We start from the raw sequence: 17,639 nt of genomic DNA on the forward strand, positions 1-17,639 counted from the left end.
CTAACTTTTTAAATCTTCGTATAATTTTCTCAGCCTGTTTCTTAAATGCTTTACGGCATAATTTTTACGGCTGATAATCGTTTTGATGTTCTCACCCTGTTCATCAGCAATCTGCTGGAGGGTTTTATCGTTCAGTTCATTTTCTACGTAGACCAGTCTTTGTTTTTCGGGGAGTTCGTCAAGGGCTTCAAACAGTTTTTTCCAGATCTCATCCTGAAACATTTTGATCTCAGGTCCGGCACTGTCATCCATCAGCAGAATGTCTTTAATGGAAAACTCTCCGTCATCATCTTCATAGACGAAATCTTCCAGGTTTTCTGTTTTCTTTTTACGGTAACGGTCTGTTATTTTATTGGCCGTAACCCTGTACAGCCATCCGCCGACGTTGACAATCTCCGACAGATTGGTCAGACTGCTGAACTGGTACCACACTTCCTGCAGAATATCTTCCGCATCTTCCGTGTTTTTCACTTTGGGACGAATATAAGACATCAGCTTTCCTCCGTACTTTGAAACAGTCTGTGAGATGATACTTTCCTTATCCTTCTGTGGCATTGTTATTTCTTCGACAACCTCCATACTGATATGACGGGCTGCCCTTTGGTTTTACTTTAATAAATTTAAAAAAAATTTAACTCTTTTAATCTCTTCAGCAGAAATATCTGTATTAATAAGGGTTTGCAGTAAGTAAAAAAAGAAAACGGAAAGCATTACACCCTCCGTTTTCAACATTATAAAAATTTCTGCTTATTTTTTATTGAAGTTTTCGGCAAAGAAGCCCAGCATATATTTGTACAGTTCTATCCTGTTCGGCTCTTTCCCGAATCCGTGCCCTTCATCATATTTTACCATATACGGTACTTCATAGCCTTTGGCACGCATGGCTTTTACAATCTGGTCGGATTCATTGATATTAACCCTCGGATCGTTGGCTCCCTGTACCACAAATAATGGCTTCTTAATCTTATCTATCTGGAATACCGGAGATACTTCTTTCGCGATCTTCGCTTCTTCAGGATTATCCAGGTCATACCAGATTTCTTTTACCATTTCTTTGTAAGGCTTCCAGTATTCCGGGAAGGAATCGAAGAATGTGAAAATATTGGAAACTCCTACATAATCCACTCCGCAAGCGTATAAATCAGGAGTCTTGATCAGTCCCATAAGTGTTGCATAACCTCCGTGGCTTCCTCCGTAGATGGCAATTTTATTTTGATCTGCCCATCCCTGTGCAATTGCATATTTTACCCCGTCTTCCACATCATCCATAGCTTTCCTTCCGATCTGCTTGTACCCTGCTTTCTGAAACTCTTTTCCATATCCGCCGGAAATTCTGAAATTCACCTGAAGGGTTGCATATCCTCTGCTGGCAAAAAGCTGTGCCTCTGGATTGAATCCCCATTCATCCCTTATCCCCTGCGGACCACCGTGAGGATTAACGATCATCGGAACTTTTTTACCTTCAAGGGCTGCTTTCGGAAGGGTAATATATCCGTGAATGGTAAGTCCGTCCCTGCTTTTGAACTCAATCGGTCTCATTTCTGCCATGTCTGCTTCTTTCAGCATCGGCATCAGGTCATACAGCAGCTTCGTTTTTTTGGTTTTTGTATCATATTCGTAATAGGTTCCGTAGAGCTTATCACTGCTTACGATCACTAAAAGCTTTTCATCATTATCATCAGAAGAAACAATACCGAATTCCTTATCGCCAAATTCTTTTTTCAGCTGTGCATCTATTTCTTTATAGAATTTACTTACAGGAATTGTTTCACCTTTCACACCGCTATAACTGATATAATCCAGTTCATAATTCCTGTTTTTTCCGGCTATGCTTACAGAACCGGCATCATATACGGGATTGGAATATACTTCTTTGATGACAGCATTTTTTTTAAGATCATACAGCACAATTCTTGCTTTATCACTGTCAAGATTGGTGTACACATAAGCTTCATCCTTATTTTTGGAATTATCATTGAAGCGGAATACATTGAAGCTGTCTTTCCAGTCCGTAGATTTGATAAGATTGAATTTTCCGGTCTGCAGATCCTTGTAATACGTTTTTGTAGTCAACCCGCCTTCAAGCACCGAATATCCTCTCAGGTTCCCGTCTTTATCAAAAAGATAGTCATCGATAGGATTATTAACATCCTTATTCTCATAAAGCTGGGTCATTTCTCCTGTAATGAAGTTGATCCTGTACGGTTCAAAGATCTGTTTGTTGTTTTTATTCATGGATACCACCACATAATCTGTATCTTTAATCAGCCTTACCGCATTCAGGGTAATGCCTTCAAAAGGAGTGAGGTCTTTAAGGTTTTTTCCGTCTATATCTGCTGCATAAAGGTGAATATTTTCATTTCCGCCTTTATCCTGGGTATAAAACAGACGCTTTTTATCCAGCCAGCCATAACTTTTAATCAGGTCATCTTTTTCTACGATTGCTTTGGTGATTTTCCCGGTTTTCAGGTCTTTCACGTAGACGTGGTTTTTGCTGTCCTTATCTTTTTCTTTATAGGAAAGATACTGTCCGTCAGGTGACAGTTTAAACTGTGAAGCTTTCGGTCTTGCGAAATAATCTTCCACTTTATATTTAAAATTCCCTTTGTCATAGGAAACCAGCTTCTCAAGGCTGGCTTTGGAAGATGGAAGCGTAGGATCACCCGGCAGCTTGGCCGTTGAAGTTTGTGCATTCATCATAATAGCAGATAGTACGATCTGTGCCGCACCGAAAATTTTAGCGTTGAAATTCATGATTCATGTTTTTAAAGTTAAACAATATCCTGCATTTACACGTTTAAATCAATAAAAGAATAAATGGTTCTTATTTAATTAGACGACTCACCCGGCCAAAACGTTACATCATTTATCCCAGATTCATGAAAAAAGATTAATTACTTTAGTCCGGGTAAGGAGTTAAATATAAAAAAATGGAAACCGGAAGTTATGATTGTTATTCCCCTAAGACCGTTTCTTTAAAAGTTTTCACCAATTTACCGATCCTTGAAACACGGTTATTTATTCCCTGTTTCAAATTCAATCAAATAAGGTTTCAGGGGAAGCCCGTCTGCTGTTCTGAAGTTTTCAGTAACAGATAACTGGTACTTTTTATTAGGCTCCAGGGTAACAGGTATCGTCCATGCTTTTTTATCTTCCGACCAGAAATCTTTTGGCGATCTCATTTTTAGGAAACGAATCTTTACCTAAACTCCCGAAATCAACTCCGGTATTAAACCCGTTCAGTGGTTCTGAAAATTCTACTGTGATTTCATTGGTTTTTACACTTACATTTCTGCTGTTATTAGAAAACTGCTTAATGCCTATCACTTCGGGACGTCTGTTTTCAAACCTTTGCCGCAGTTCGTTTAATGAAGCGGAGAAAAAACCGGATTTCTGCACAAAGTCCTCAACGGCTTTTTCATCTGCATAATTCAGATTTATCAGCTCTTTAACAGCCTGTTTTTTATCCCTGATCTTATTATAATAGTTCTCAGCCATCTGATAGCCTATATAATATCCCAGATCCCTTACCCCGAAACTGTTGGGTGCATCCCCCCACAGCCATCGGTAAAGATTGGGCGGATAAAACATTTCCAGCTCAAACCGTGCCCTCACTTTATCTGCATTCTTCTTTCCGAACCCAATGGCAGGGGCAGCAGATGGAACTCCCATAGCTTTACAGGAAACAAATTCGGCTATTCCTTCACTGATGGATGCTGTAAGCAGGCTTTCTCCCATAGGATGCTGCTGGGTATGTACATATTCGTGGATATTAAGCAGTATCAGGTCATTAATAGGATTGCTGTCAAAATAAGTACGTCTTGCCTTCCTCATTGTCGGAGGAAACTCGGAGGAGACCGTATTTTTATCAGACATAGCGATCTCACTTCCGATAAGGACATGACCATCCCCGTATGTTCCGCCGGTACGTAAAGCACCAATGGTAAAGTAAATTCTGGCAGGCTTTAAATCCGGATAGATTTTGCGTAATTTTCCCACTCCTTTATCCAGCTCTGCTCCCATCTTATCTGCTTTCAGGGTATTATTTCTTACAGAAGCCCAGAATTGAGGATAATTATTGATGGTGTTGATGTAGTCCTGCGGAGTATAGTTTCTGGCTTTTATGATTGCTTTCAGCCCTTCAGTTCCTTTATCAAGATACAGGCTTTTAAGATATTGGTATTGCTGTACGGTATCTTTAACAGCTGTGATTTTATCATAGGCATTCCAGAAATTCTTCACATCAGAGCTGATCACATTGGCTTTCTTCTGAGCCTGAATATTGTTACCGGACAAAAGAACAACAGGTATCATCAGTAATAGTTTCCGCATCGGTTGATTAATTTTATAAGATCTAAATATACAGAATTAATGCAGCATGGATTATCTTGGCTTCCGACATTCTTTCTCAATTCAGATATATTCCGAAGTACCAGGTCCAGGCAATCAGGATAAGCTGCATGGGAATTCTCCGGATGTAAAGATATTTCATCCCCGGCCCGGTATGGTCTGCCTTAAAAATATTGATGTTCTTTTTTGATGAATGAATATTGGCTATAAAAACCAGAACATAGAAACAGATCAGCGAGACAGCCGTAAATTCACGGAGAGGGGGAATCATCAGCCCTATTCCGGCGGCAATTTCAAGTACGCCTGTAAAATATACCCAAAAAAGTTTTGCAGGAATATAATCAGGAATCATCATCGCCATTCCTTTCTGAAACTTAAAGTGGGAAAATCCGGTAAAAATAATGAATACGGCCATTCCGAGGTTTCCTGAAAATACCGGATCTGCTTTTTCCTGAAATATTAATGTAATCAGAAGGCTAACGATAAAGGTGGCAAAAAGAATAACCAGTAACTTCATAAAACGAGCTTTTAGTTTCTGAGAGTGAAGATACTTAACTTATTGTATAAAAAAACAAAAAACCTTACAGATTCCGGCTGTAAGGTTATATTGCATAAGTATATTGTTATCATTACTTTTCGGCAAGGTCTTTCACTACTTCAAGGCCTTTGATAAATCCTGTATCCAGATGTTCTTTCCATTCTTTTTCTACCTGTACTTCGGTGTGAAGCTTTGTTTTTCCGTCAAAATCAATCAGAATGTATTTTTCAAAAGCCCCGCTCCACTCCATCACTTCTTTGCTCCGGGTATCTTCATTTCCGTCTTTATCAATCATACCGAGGTGTTTGAAAATAACCTGGTTGGGCTCATCTATGCTGTCGATGGTTGAGACCATCCCTTCACCTTCCGGGTTCAGGAAGTAGGTTTTGCCGCCCACCTTCCAGTCTGAAGTCATTCTGGATCCCGGGCTGAAATACTGAGTCCATTCACTGTATGTCTCAGGACTCCAGAGAATATCCCATACCTTCTGTAATGGTGCATTGATTATTTTTTCGTACGATAAGGTTTCCATATTTTAAGTTTTAGCGGTTAGCATAAATCATATTTAAAGCTGATTTTCCGAAAGGTTTTTAACGATTGCCAGGGCATCCGGAAATTTCTCTTCGAAAAAACTCTTAAACTCCTCAGGAGTCTGAATCTCGGCTGTAAGAAGAGTGCCTTCCTCCGTTTCTTCCAGCAGATAAGCTTCTGTGGCTTCTCCCCAGTTCCGGGGAACTTCTGTTCCGTTATAAATTTCTCCGAGGTGAAGAAACTTCATTTCCTTGTGGGGAATATTCTGTTCCACACGGCTGTACATTCCGTTCTGATGCGGGTCGAAAAATTTCACAAGACTTCCTTTTTCCAGAGTTCCCTCATAAAAGGAGCCTTCGGTGAAAGCCGTAGTCCATTGCCGGTACGTAATTTCGCCCCAGAGTACATTCCATACTTTTTCGGGGGGTGCTTCAATTTCTATATTGAATGTTAATTTTTCCATTGCTATTTTTTAATTCGGTTTCAGAGATCCGTAATTTTAATTTTTCATCCTCCTACAAAGTCGCCTCCGTTGATATGAATAACCTCTCCGGTGATGTAATCAGCATCCCTTGAGGCAAGAAAAACATAGGCCGGTGCCACTTCCGAAGGCTGACCTGCCCTTTTCAGAGGGGTATCTTTTCCGAATTTGGAAAGATCATCAAAAGTTTCCTTTACCAGCGGAGTCCATATCGGTCCGGGAGCAATACCATTCACCATAATTTTCTTTTCTGCAAGGTTGGCGGATAACGAACGAATAAAAGAAAGAATTGCTCCTTTTGTGGCTGCATAATCAATCAGATGGTCACTGCCGCGATAAGCTGTAACGGATGTTGTACAGATAATACGCCCTCCTTTTCCCATCATCGGCAGAAAAAGCCTTGTAAGGGAGATCATGGATATAATATTGGTTTCAAAGGTCTTGCGAATCTGTTCATCTGAGATTTTTTCCAGGGTATCTTTTGAGGTATGAATCCCTGCATTATTAACCAGAATATCCAGGTTTCCCCAGAGTTTCTTTATTTTCTCAGCACATTTTTCCCTGAAAGCTTTCCTGGTAAGATCTCCTTTAATCAGAATACATTTCCTTCCTTCATTTTCTACCAGTCTCCGGGTTTCTTTCGCGTCATCGTCACTTTCTTTGTAAATGACAGCTACGTCTGCACCTTCACGGGCAAAATGAACAGCTACGGCCTGCCCGATTCCACTGTCTCCCCCGGAAATAACGGCCTTTTTATCAGGAAGTTTCATACTTCCCCGGTAATCATTCCTGATGATCTCGGGAAACAGCCCTTCTTCAGGAACTTTTGACTTAGATTGTGACTTGTTCTGTGTTTTCATAAGCAAATCTTTATCTTAAATGCATCAAACAGCAAGCCGAAAGGAAAATTATCGTTCTAAGACTTATAGGCCTCCTCCAGATCCTGTATTATAATTTTCTGCATTTTCATCATTGCCTGAACGACTTTCTGTGCTTTTGCCTGGTCGGGATCGCTCATCAGCTGGATCAGTTTTTTAGGGACAATCTGCCAGCTCATGCCGTAGCGGTCTTTCAGCCAGCCACACATACTTTCCCTTCCTCCGTCTGAAGTGAGGGTATTCCAGAGATGATCGGTCTGCTCCTGGTCATCAGTCATTACCACCATGGAAATTCCTTCATTAAAATCGAACTGATGATCGTAGGAATTATCCATGCAGAAAAAGCTGTATCCATCGAGGATAAAGTGTGCATGCTGAACATTTTCCGCCGGCTCGGGAATGGGATGTCCTTCTCCTCCGTCCCCGTATCTTAATACATTTCCGATATTTGAGTGAGGGAATGTTTGGGTATACAGCTCCATAGCTTCCATTGCTTTTCCGTTATTCTGATGAATGAACATCAATGTTGGGATTATTTTCTGCTCCGTCGGTTTATCTCCGAGGAATATCTGCCAGGTTACCCCGTACCGGTCCTGCACCCAGCCATATTTACTGCTCCATGAGTAAGCATCCAGGGGCATCAGGGCTATTCCTCCTTCCATCAGCTGATCCCAGTATTGCTGTACCTCTTCTCCTGTACTGCAGATAACCATAAAGGAAACGGACGGATTTTTTTTGAATTGCGGACCACCGTTCAGCAGCATCAGCTTCTGTCCGAAAATATCAATATTCATCACAACAGGAGTATCTGCCGTAATTTTTCCGTCAAATACCTTACAGTAAAATTCAGCAGACTCTTTGGCATCTCCGTCGTACCAGAGGCACGGAAAAATATCGTTGTTCATAAGTTTAAATTTAAGGGTGATTATATTGCTTTATCTGTCATACCATATACTGATTGCTGAAACTGTTCCGGTATGACTTATTTTTTTTAATTTTAAAAGATTTCAGATATGGATATTTTTAAAATAAATCTGATGCTCTGCCATATGGTTCTTAAGCTTATCGATAGCATTTTTACCGAAACCATGCAGTTTCCGGATATCTTCTTCAGAGTAATCCGAAAGTTTTTCCAGAGAGTCTATTTTCTCTTTTTCCAAAGCTCTTCTTGCAGGAGCGGCAAGGATGCCCTGCAGGAATTTATCATTTTTAACAACATGATTAACGGCACAAACAGAGCTTAAGCATTTGGCCATTATAACTAGGTTTATCATGATTGCAGACAGGTATTTCAGTGGTTCTCAACATATTTGTGGAAGTTGTTGAGGATGGCATACCAGCCTTCTCTCTGCATTTCCACGGAGTTCTGTTTTTCAGGATCAAAAATTTCTGTGACTCTGGTTGTATTTCCGTCTATTTCATCAAAAATAACTTCTACTTTCCGGCCATCCTCCATATGATATTTGATAAGCCTGTTAGGGATCACCTCATCATAGGTGCCTTCAAAATCGAATCCGAAACTTTTATCTTTCGCCTCCATTCTGTTTTTAAATGTTCCTCCTACCCTCAGGTCGTTAACTGAACTCGGACACTGCCAGCTTTCGTGGGCAAAATTCCATCTGGTAATATGCCTGGGTTCGTTAAAATAATTCCAAACCTTCTCTACCGGAGCTAAAATTGTGATGTCTATTTTAATCGGGTCCATAGTTTTATTTTTTTAATGTTTAAATAAGGACAGCCCGGTATGAGCCGTCCTCTGATAATTTTAGTTAAATATAAGATTATTTTGAATATCCTTCATTATAGTTCACCATCCAATGAACACCATATCTGTCCTGGAAGCTCCCGAAATAGTCTCCCCAAAACTGGTCTTCAATAGGCATTTCGATGTTTCCGCCTTCAGAAAGTCCTTTGAACAGCCTGTCTGCTTCTTCTCTGGAATCCGGGAAAATAGATACATAGTTGTTGTTTCCAACCGTCAGGGTCTGCCCGAATCCCGGAACGATGTCCGAAGCCATCAGAAGGTCGTTACCGATAGGCAGTGCGATATGCATGACCCTGTTTTTTTCTTCTTCGGAAAGATTTTCAGTTCCCGGGGCATTTCCCATTTTGTGGACTTCTCCCAGGAATTCTCCTCCAAAGACAGATTTGTAAAACGTGAAAGCTTCTTCCGCTTTTCCGTCGAAATTTAAATACGGATTTAATTTAGCCATGATTTCTAGGTTTTAAATTGTTATTGTTTGTTTTTTAACTTCAACAGCACAGATTACGCGTAATTTGCAGCTATTGGAAGTTGTTAAGAGTTTAAAAATTTTTCTATTTTGCTGACGGTAAAGTTTATGAGACCGGAATCTGTCCTGCCCTCAAAGTCCGCCATCATATAAGAGCCGTGTACAGCTGGAAGGATCATCAGTTGGGATCCTTTTACCAGCCGCCACATTTCCACCACATGCTCAGGCTTCATCACATCTCTGTCTCCGCTGATGAATAGTACGGGAACTTCTATGCCGGAAAGGATTTTTTCGTCCCAGTCTTCGAAAGTCTGCATCCTTTTACTGTCTTTATCAAACAGGTTTTCAAGCTTCGAAAAATCGGGATTCAGATTGAGAAAATTGATTTTTAAAGGCTCCGGCATCGATTCCAGGGTGGCTTCCGCCATACTTTCGAAGAAACCGTCCATCATACCGCTTTTTTTGAAAAAAGACGAAGCTACAATGAGTTTTTCCGTGATTTCAGGATAAAGATGGGCAATCTGCATTACGGTATTTCCTCCGTTACTGAATCCCCAGAACGAGGCTTTTTCAATCTGAAGCTCTTTCAATACGGCAACAATATCACGGGCATCCTGTTCAAAGGTTTCGGGAATATCCCGGTGGTCACTCATCCCATGATTCTGAAGATCAATGCCTATCAGCTGAAATTTTCCGTTCAGTCTTGAGATCGCTTCTTTAAAATCGAATAAGATGGAAGAACCACCTCCATGAATCAGAACGAGAGGTTTTCCGGAACCGTAGATTTCATAATACATACGAATGCCATTTACATTCTTATACCCTTGTTCTTTCGGCTCCATTTATCAGTATTTTAAATTTTCGTCCACATCATATTTCATTCCTGGGTAATCCAGAATTCTCCTCATTAACCCGATCTGCCCGGACAGGTAATCCTCACGCCCGATGCACATTCCTGCAAAATTGAGCTTGGTTTCCCGGATAAACGGAACATTCATTCCGATTTCAAAGATTTCGTCCAGTTCCTCGTCTGTTACTTCCCACAGTTTCCGGTAGACTTTGGGCGAAATTTCGTGGAAACTTTTTTTCAGATCTGCCAGGCTCGGATAATTAAAGCTTTCATCCAAGGTCTTTCCCTGGAAAAAAAGTTCACCGTAAGGATCTTCATCGCGAAGTCCTAAAACCCAGCCCAGGCCGTAACGCATATTCACAAAGTTCCCTGCCATCCAGACTATGTGGTTGGTTTTTCCGTCGATTCTTTTCAGAGCATCTTCTTCCGAAATGCCGTCCAGAGCATTCACAAAACTCTGCGAATGCATTCTGTAAGCCGGAATAATGAGTTCCATTTTTGATGATTTTGGGATTTCCATTTCTGTATTTTTTAGTTTTAACAATAATTTATTTTATTAATATTCAATCCGTTGCGATTTTTTTGTTTTCCACAGATGCCACAGATTTCTCAGATTTTGTGATGCTTTTATTTTCCCACAGATCTGGCAGATTGAGCATATTTTTGTTGGGCAGTCGCAAGGGCGCAAGTTTTTTTACTATTAGAATTGTGTTTAAGGCGCAAGAAAATCCAAGATTTCCGGCAAATGTTTACAGCTCTAATCACTTTAGATTAAGTAGTAAAAACGGTCCGAAATAGGAATAAAGAAGCTGAAACCTTTGCGTTTTCAAAAAAGTATCAATACAAATAGATTTCCCACAGACTCCTCAGATAACACAGATTTTAGGGTTTAAAAATTCTCCAATACCAGACAGATTGAGCAGATTTTTCCGGGGCAGAAATTTAGGCTTTCTGTTTTCACTCTATTTTATTGCCCCTGGTTTTCCCAGGACTCTTCTGAGGTAGCCCAACTGTCCGCCGTGATATATTTCATGAAGTGATAAGGTTGCAATATCATTAATCAGTTCCGGACTGAAGCTTTCCGTAGTATTAAGAGCTGCTTCCAGCCTGTTCCGGGATTCCTTAAAATAAGATCTTAGTTCTTCAAAAGGGATCAACTCACTTTTTCTTTCCAAAGGATTTTCTCCTCTGTTATAGCAGGAGAACTTTTCTGTATCCCAGATTGATTCTTCTCCCAATATATTCAGAAAGGCATTTCTTATATAGATCAGGTGTCCTAAAATCCAGTTCATGCAGTTGGCTTCTCCATTGGGAAAAATCATAGCCTCATCATCCGTAATTCCATCTGTATTTAAACAGACAATGTTGTAGGTGGCGGAAGTCTGTCTTTTTATGATTTCAATATCGTTTGATTTTGTTTCCATAATTGATATTTTTTGGTGTTGTGTTTTCGGTAAGGATTAAATTAATTCTGAACTGTTGTAGCTTGAGTTATTTGTACACTGATGCACGAATAATTTAGGTTATCCTATAACAATTGCTGAAAACCCTTGACTTTCCTGCGTCTTCAATTCATTGTAATATTCAAAATTTTTGTGCCGCTGCGTTTTCCAACCAATAAAAGGTATGATCGTATATTTTTTTCTCCCACAGATGCCACAGATTTCTCAGATCTTTGTGGTGATTTTATCTTCTCAGATCTGACAGGCTGAACAGATTTTTTTTTGATTGCTGATTTTGCAGATTGTTTTGATTTTGAAAGCTGTGTTGTAGATCGTGAACTACATCTGGGAAACGTCTCCATGCATTATTTCCCACTGATGTCCGTCTATATCGGCAAAAGCACTCTGATACATCCAGCCGTAATCCTGTGGTTCACTGTATTTGGACCCTCCGTTTTCAAGAGCAGTGTTTATAATCCGGTCTACTTCCTCACGGCTGTCTACTCCCACCGCAAGAAGCACCTGAGTAGTGTCTCCTTTCGCAAAAGGTCTGTTGGTAAAGGTCTGAAAAAACTCTTCTTTCAGAAACATGGTGTAAATATGATCTTCTTTCATCACAATACACACGGCTTTATCATCTGAGAACTGTTCATTGACGGAAAAACCGAGTTTCGTCCAGAATTCTCTGGTTTTCTGTACATCTTTTACGGGTAAATTGACGTAAATCTGGCTGATTTTCATTTTGTAATTTTTAGTGTTAAACTTTGAGCAGTAAAATCGTTTGAATTATTCGGAAGGCATTTGGGACATATCCGCATAGGTCATATTCCACCCATGTCCGTCGGGGTCCCAGAAAGAATTCTGATACATCCATCCGTAATCCTGCGGTTCTTCGTGTTGTGTAGCTCCATTTTCCAGGGCGATGCTTACAATACGGTCTACTTCTTCCCGGCTGTTCAGTCCAAAAGCTAACAGCACTTCAGACGTATCTCCTTTGGGAACGGGTTTATTGGAAAAGGTCCGGAAATAATCATCTTTTAAGAACATAAGATACATATCCTCTTTTATGATAACACATACTGCTTTATCATCAGAGAAAGATTCATTGATGGCAAACCCCAGTTTACTCCAGAATTCCCTGGTTTTCTGTACTTCTTTTACCGGAAGGTTTACATAAGTTTGACTGACTTTCATTTCTGTAATTTTTTAGTGTTTAACTTTTAACCAAAATTACCAAGCTTCCGTGAAAGTCAACTTGCCATAAGACAAGATTTAATTTTTCCTGGGATGAGAAACCAGCTCTTTACGGATTCTGCTTAGGGAAGTGTCTGTAACCCCGAGATAGGAAGCAATCTGTTTCAGAGGAGCATACTGCACAACGAGAGGCTTCTGTTCCAACAAATTGAGATAGCGTCTGGTAGCTGAAAGGGTAAACATTTCCACGGAACGCTGTTTGTAGGTAAACAGTTCTTTAGACATCCACGCTCTTCCCCATTCTCTGAGGTTGGGTATTTTATGGAATAATTCCTGAAAGGTTTCAAAATCGAATCTCCAGCATTCGCAGTCGGTGATGCAGACTATATTTTCCTGTGACGGAATTCTCTGAAACAGTGAAAGTACTTCAATGATGATCTCATTATCTGCAAAAAAATGGGTAGTTACTTCGTTTCCGTTAAAATCATTGACGAATGAGCGGGCCAGCCCTTTTTCAAGGATATAGTATTCATTGGCCGTTTTGCCTTCTGTAAGAATACTTTCTCCTTTCTGGAAGGATACTTTTTCGTGGGCCTGGAATATTTCTTCAAGTTCTTCCTGTAAAAAAAAGGGAAAGTCGTAGCAGATTTCTAAGGCTTTGCTGGTCATTGGTGCTGATGTTTTTTTAAGTCTTTAAAAATAGAACTTTTAATTGGATCGGAAATGTAAAAAATTAAACAATTTAATGCTTATTTAATGAAAATTAATTCAATCTACTTAAATACAACAATATAAACCGATGTATTATCTGTTAAATAATTAAACAAATTTTATTTATAGTATCTCAGTTTCCGGCTTTATTTATTTTAAACCATTAAGGTGAAATCAGAAGAAATTAAAAGATTTTTATACGTATAGCGGCCTAAAATCAAATATTTTAAAAGCAGATGAATATGATGAAGAAATTCCGGTATAGTTTTTAAATTCAAAAAACTTACAGGTTAAAATAATGAAAGCTGGATTGATTGGGGCCCCTGAGGTTTCTGTGCATCCCCGAAAACGGTTTTCCCTCCGAATCGCCACGAATTCTGTCTTTCTTCTTCAATTACCTGCTGAATATCAAAATCAGGAGTAAAATCCTGTTCTGTCCGGGCAACGATCTTATGAAGTTTGTTTAAAGTATTCAGTTTATCGGAGTTTCCCAGTTTTGATTTTTCAATTCCTTTTCTCAGGATGTTGATGCTTTCGTCATAAGTTTTCGTTGGAACCGGGAACGGATGACCATCTTTTCCTCCGTGTGCAAAAGAAAATCTGGCGGGGTCCGCAAATCTTGAGGGCGATCCGTGAATCACTTCGCTTACCAGAGCTAAAGACTGCATGGTTCGTGGTCCTACACCTTCAAGCATCAGGAGATCTTCAAAATTCCGGGGCTGCTGTTCACGGGTAACATATAAAAGAGCACCGAGACGTTTCAGATCAACATCTGAAGCACGGACATCGTGATGTCCCGGAAGTATAAGCCTTGAAAAATCTTTCATCACCTCCGCGGAATCGGTATGGGAAATATCCAGAATCCCCTTTCTGTTTCCTGAAGCTTCCGCATCTGTAAGATTCAGGATCTTTCCTCTTGAAATTCCGTTAATTCCCGTATGAGGTTCTTCTACAAACGATTTTATGTTTTCGGAATGCCAGTGATAACGTCTTGCTGTTCCGTCTGATTCATGCATTCCCTGCTGAACAACACTCCAGCTCCCGTTATCAGCCAGGATAAAATTATGCAGATACAGCTGATAACCATCCTGAATAGCGGTATTATCCACTTTAGCAGAGAGTTTGCTTGCTTTAACGAGTTCGTGGCCGTTCAGACCTGTTTTATCCGCAATCTGAATCAGTTCAGACGGTGTTTCTCTTGAAAATTTACCTTTTCCTCCGCAGATATACAGTCCCAATGAAGAGGAGTTGGGATTAACGGAACGTTTTAATGCCCCCATTACCGAAGTGGTAATTCCGGAGGAATGCCAGTCCATTCCCATCACTGCACCAAAGCTCTGAAACCAGAACGGATCTGCCAGCCTGCGTAGCACCTCATCTTTACCATAATCCATGAGGATCACCTCTATGATGGAAAGTCCCAGAACAGACATCCGTTCATACAGCCACGGCGGTACTTTGCCATAGTGTAAAGGTAAATCTGCTGTTCCTGAACGTTTCATTTTCAATTTTAAAGATTCAAAGTTAGCTTTAATATTCCGGATTCTTCATGATTGAGGTCAATTTTAAAAATTGCGTTAGCCACAGTAAAAAGAAAACAGATTTTTCAGGGTCTGTTCTAGATTCTATTTGAAAAAATGTATACCTGATGATTAAACCTTTGGTACGTTTTGACTTCGGAGAACCTTTTTTAGTTTAAAGAATTTCTTACGGGTCCCATGAATTTCACAGATTTTAGGGTTTTAAAATCTCGCAGATCTGGCAGATAAAGCAGATTTTTTGTTGGACAATCGCAATGGCGCAGGTTTTTTTTACTATTCATTGTGTTTAAGGCGCAAGAAAATCAAAGATTTTCAGCAAGTTTTTACAGTTCGAATCGCTTTAGATTAAGTAGTAAAAACGGCCGAAGGCTAATCCAACGCTTCATCGGATCAACGGAGTTGATTCTGTACTTTGCTCCCTGAAATATGTACAAAGAAGCTGAGACCTTTGCGTTTTCAAAAAAGCATCCACAGATTTATGGTTTTTAAATCTCGCAGATCTGGCAGATAAAGCAGATTTTTTGTTGGATAATCGCAATGGCGCAAGTTTTTTTTTACTATTAGAATTGTGTTTAAGGCGCAAGAAAATCCAAGATTTTCAGCAAGTTTTTACAGTTCGAATCGCTTTAGAGTAAGTAGTAAAAACGGCCGAAGGCTAATCCAACGCTTCATCGGATCAACGGAGTTGATTCTACACTTTGCTCCCTGAAATATGTACAAAGAAGCTGAGACCTTTGCGTTTTCAAAAAAGCATCCACAGATTTATGGTTTTAAAATCTCGAAGATCCGGCAGATAAAGCAGATTTTTTGTTGGACAATCGCAATGGCGCAAGTTTTTTTTTTACTATTAGAATTGTGTTTAAGGCGCAAGAAAATCCAAGATTTTCAGCAAGTTTTTACAGCTCGAATCGCTTTAGATTAAGTAGTAAAAACGGCCGAAGGCTAATCCAACGCTTCATCGGATCAACGGAGTTGATTCTACACTTTGCTCCCTGAAATATGTACAAAGAAGCTGAGACCTTTACGTTTTAAAAAAAGCATCCACAGATTTCACAGATTTTAGGTTTTAAAATCTCGCAGATCTGGCGGATTGAGCAGATTTTTTTTGGTTGGAGAATCGCAAGGACGCAAGATTTTTTTACCATTATGCTGTTTTTAAGGCGCAAGAAAATCCAAGATTTTCAACAAGTTTTTACAGCTCTGATCACTTCGAGAATATAATAAAGATTTGAATGTGATACAAAAAATTGAGTTTAGAAATTATCACAGGTTCTAAAGATTTATCCGGTGTTTTGGAATTTGTTACCCAGGAGAATAAAATTCAAGACCTTTATGCTTTCCTTCATTATATTCTTCCTCGAAAGTGATTTTATTTCCGGAAGGATCGATCACTGTGAAAGATACAGCATTGTAGAACGTTTTTTCAAGCGCAGGACGATTATATTTATATTTTTTATCAATCAGTTCTTTATGATAGGCAGGAACGCCTTCTCCCCAAACAGCTACTCTTACACCGGGAGAGCCGTCTCCGTGGTGTTCGCTTAAATGAAAAATCATATTTTCTCTTTTTACTTCCATATAAACAGGGGTATTTTCATCGAAGTAATGTTCCCAGATGATTTCGAAGCCGAGCCATTCAACATAAAACTCTACTGCTTTTTTATAATCGAAGATTCTGAGAATAGGAATGATCTGTGTCGCTTTCATATCAGATTAATTATAATGTAGTTAAGGAATTTACTATTTTTTAATTCATTGATGAATATTTGTCCACAAGGGTATTTTACTTAGCGGGAAGTACGGCCATTAACTGTCAGCCGGAATGTTTCAGTAACCATGCAATGGCATTCTCTAATTCAGTTTACTGATGTTCAAGAATATTGATCAGTTTCCCAAACGGATCTCTGACAAAGAAACGGCGTACTCCCCAATCTTCATCGGTAATATCATATACGATTTCAAAATCAGCCGTCTTCATATTCCGATATACTTCATCCACATTTTCCACTTCAAAGGAAAGATCGGGGACTTCCGTATCATTGCCGCCCTGCACCGCAAAACTGATCTGGACCTGTGCTTTTTCATCATTTCCGAAAGTTCTGATCCAGCCGTGATCCATCAGTACATCAAGTCCTAAAATATCCTGATAAAAAAGATCTGCTTCTGAAAGGTCTTCTGTTTTTATATTGGCTACAATTCTCTTTACCATTTTCAGTATGTTTTGCAATTTAAAGAGTCAAAAAAAGCCCTGCTGAAATTAAGCTTCGGCAAGGCTTTCTATAAAGATTGTTTCTGTTATTGGTTTAATGCTGCCAAAGCTGCATCGTAATCAGGTTCATCAGCAATTTCCGAAACCTGTTCTGTGTAAACCACTTTATTGTTTTCATCGGTAACGATTACCGCACGGCTCAACAGACCTTTTAAAGGAGAGTCTGTAATGGTTACTTCATAATCATCACCAAAACTGCTTCTGAAATCTGAAAGAGTCTCCACATTATTCAGTCCTTCTGCTGCACAGAATCTTCCTAATGCAAACGGAAGGTCTTTGGAAACATTGATGATTACTGTATTATCCAGTTTAGAAGCCTCTTCATTGAATTTTCTGCTGGAAGCCGCACAGGTCGGGGTATCGATACTTGGGAAAATATTGAATACTTTTTTCTTTCCTTCAAAAGTTTCCAATGTCTTTACATTCAGCCCGGAGTCAACCAGAGCAAAGTCTCTGACAGTGCTTCCCACTGATGGTAATGTTCCGATGGTGTGTACTTCGTTTCCTTTTAAAGTGATTGTCGTTGACATAATATTTATTTTTTTAGTTTCCTCAAATTTACTTAAAAGCAAGAATTTTTCCTCTCCAATAAAGGTTAAATAATTCTTAAAGTAAAATTGCTG

General features: G+C 39.6%; 22 protein-coding genes. All 22 read right to left on the reverse strand.

The window, feature by feature from the left end:
- The 22 genes from AC106S_RS03295 to tpx all read right to left on the reverse strand — a co-directional run bounded on the left by AC106S_RS03295 (position 1) and on the right by tpx (position 17,546).
- Entirely contained in the window at positions 1 to 579 is a 579-nt protein-coding gene (locus AC106S_RS03295) for an RNA polymerase sigma factor (RefSeq protein WP_309427819.1), read from the reverse strand.
- A 168-nt stretch (positions 580 to 747) separates the two neighbouring features.
- Positions 748 to 2,754 (reverse strand): S9 family peptidase, encoded by a 2,007-nt coding sequence (locus AC106S_RS03300; RefSeq protein WP_482437706.1) that lies wholly within the window; start codon positions 2,752 to 2,754, stop codon positions 748 to 750.
- Positions 2,755 to 3,014: 260 nt separating this feature from the next.
- The gene (locus tag AC106S_RS03305; protein WP_482437707.1) at positions 3,015 to 3,182 is read right to left on the reverse strand and encodes a hypothetical protein; all 168 of its coding nucleotides are present in this window, start codon (positions 3,180 to 3,182) and stop codon (positions 3,015 to 3,017) included.
- A complete protein-coding gene (locus tag AC106S_RS03310; protein ID WP_482437708.1) occupies positions 3,148 to 4,332 on the reverse strand; it encodes a gliding motility protein GldB-related protein in 1,185 nt (394 codons plus the stop codon). Before AC106S_RS03310 ends, AC106S_RS03305 begins: the two co-directional genes overlap by 35 nt.
- A gap of 76 nt (positions 4,333 to 4,408) precedes the next feature.
- Entirely contained in the window at positions 4,409 to 4,867 is a 459-nt protein-coding gene (locus AC106S_RS03315; protein WP_482437709.1) for a DoxX family protein, read from the reverse strand.
- 112 nt (positions 4,868 to 4,979) lie between these two features.
- Positions 4,980 to 5,420 carry an SRPBCC family protein gene (locus AC106S_RS03320; RefSeq protein ID WP_482437710.1) on the reverse strand — a complete coding sequence of 147 codons (441 nt, stop codon included), beginning with the start codon at positions 5,418 to 5,420 and terminating at the stop codon, positions 4,980 to 4,982.
- A gap of 33 nt (positions 5,421 to 5,453) precedes the next feature.
- Complete coding sequence (locus tag AC106S_RS03325) at positions 5,454 to 5,882, reverse strand: SRPBCC family protein (RefSeq protein ID WP_482437711.1); 429 nt, start codon at positions 5,880 to 5,882, stop codon at positions 5,454 to 5,456.
- A gap of 44 nt (positions 5,883 to 5,926) precedes the next feature.
- Positions 5,927 to 6,760, reverse strand: coding sequence for an SDR family oxidoreductase (locus AC106S_RS03330; protein ID WP_482437712.1), 834 nt, complete (start codon positions 6,758 to 6,760; stop codon positions 5,927 to 5,929).
- A 56-nt stretch (positions 6,761 to 6,816) separates the two neighbouring features.
- A complete protein-coding gene (locus AC106S_RS03335; RefSeq protein ID WP_482437713.1) occupies positions 6,817 to 7,683 on the reverse strand; it encodes a VOC family protein in 867 nt (288 codons plus the stop codon).
- 102 nt (positions 7,684 to 7,785) lie between these two features.
- Positions 7,786 to 8,052 carry a helix-hairpin-helix domain-containing protein gene (locus AC106S_RS03340; protein ID WP_482437714.1) on the reverse strand — a complete coding sequence of 89 codons (267 nt, stop codon included), beginning with the start codon at positions 8,050 to 8,052 and terminating at the stop codon, positions 7,786 to 7,788.
- A gap of 17 nt (positions 8,053 to 8,069) precedes the next feature.
- Positions 8,070 to 8,483 carry an SRPBCC family protein gene (locus AC106S_RS03345; protein WP_482437715.1) on the reverse strand — a complete coding sequence of 138 codons (414 nt, stop codon included), beginning with the start codon at positions 8,481 to 8,483 and terminating at the stop codon, positions 8,070 to 8,072.
- Between the two features lie 76 nt (positions 8,484 to 8,559).
- Entirely contained in the window at positions 8,560 to 8,991 is a 432-nt protein-coding gene (locus tag AC106S_RS03350; protein WP_482437716.1) for a VOC family protein, read from the reverse strand.
- A gap of 83 nt (positions 8,992 to 9,074) precedes the next feature.
- Entirely contained in the window at positions 9,075 to 9,851 is a 777-nt protein-coding gene (locus AC106S_RS03355) for an alpha/beta fold hydrolase (protein WP_482437717.1), read from the reverse strand.
- 3 nt (positions 9,852 to 9,854) lie between these two features.
- The gene (locus tag AC106S_RS03360) at positions 9,855 to 10,379 is read right to left on the reverse strand and encodes a DinB family protein (RefSeq protein WP_482437718.1); all 525 of its coding nucleotides are present in this window, start codon (positions 10,377 to 10,379) and stop codon (positions 9,855 to 9,857) included.
- 442 nt (positions 10,380 to 10,821) lie between these two features.
- Entirely contained in the window at positions 10,822 to 11,283 is a 462-nt protein-coding gene (locus AC106S_RS03365) for a hypothetical protein (RefSeq protein ID WP_482437720.1), read from the reverse strand.
- 357 nt (positions 11,284 to 11,640) lie between these two features.
- The gene (locus AC106S_RS03370) at positions 11,641 to 12,042 is read right to left on the reverse strand and encodes a VOC family protein (RefSeq protein WP_482437721.1); all 402 of its coding nucleotides are present in this window, start codon (positions 12,040 to 12,042) and stop codon (positions 11,641 to 11,643) included.
- 45 nt (positions 12,043 to 12,087) lie between these two features.
- Entirely contained in the window at positions 12,088 to 12,495 is a 408-nt protein-coding gene (locus tag AC106S_RS03375) for a VOC family protein (RefSeq protein WP_482437722.1), read from the reverse strand.
- Positions 12,496 to 12,573: 78 nt separating this feature from the next.
- Positions 12,574 to 13,164 (reverse strand): Crp/Fnr family transcriptional regulator, encoded by a 591-nt coding sequence (locus tag AC106S_RS03380; RefSeq protein ID WP_482437723.1) that lies wholly within the window; start codon positions 13,162 to 13,164, stop codon positions 12,574 to 12,576.
- A gap of 332 nt (positions 13,165 to 13,496) precedes the next feature.
- The gene (locus AC106S_RS03385; protein WP_482437724.1) at positions 13,497 to 14,708 is read right to left on the reverse strand and encodes a DUF763 domain-containing protein; all 1,212 of its coding nucleotides are present in this window, start codon (positions 14,706 to 14,708) and stop codon (positions 13,497 to 13,499) included.
- 1,341 nt (positions 14,709 to 16,049) lie between these two features.
- On the reverse strand, positions 16,050 to 16,454 hold the full coding sequence (locus tag AC106S_RS03390) for a glyoxalase superfamily protein (protein WP_482437725.1): 405 nt from the start codon (positions 16,452 to 16,454) through the stop codon (positions 16,050 to 16,052).
- A gap of 154 nt (positions 16,455 to 16,608) precedes the next feature.
- Positions 16,609 to 16,956 (reverse strand): VOC family protein, encoded by a 348-nt coding sequence (locus tag AC106S_RS03395; RefSeq protein ID WP_482437726.1) that lies wholly within the window; start codon positions 16,954 to 16,956, stop codon positions 16,609 to 16,611.
- 86 nt (positions 16,957 to 17,042) lie between these two features.
- On the reverse strand, positions 17,043 to 17,546 hold the full coding sequence (tpx, locus tag AC106S_RS03400) for a thiol peroxidase (RefSeq protein WP_482437727.1): 504 nt from the start codon (positions 17,544 to 17,546) through the stop codon (positions 17,043 to 17,045).
- Positions 17,547 to 17,639 lie beyond the last annotated feature (93 nt).

This window comes from Chryseobacterium sp. FR054, assembly GCF_056844565.1.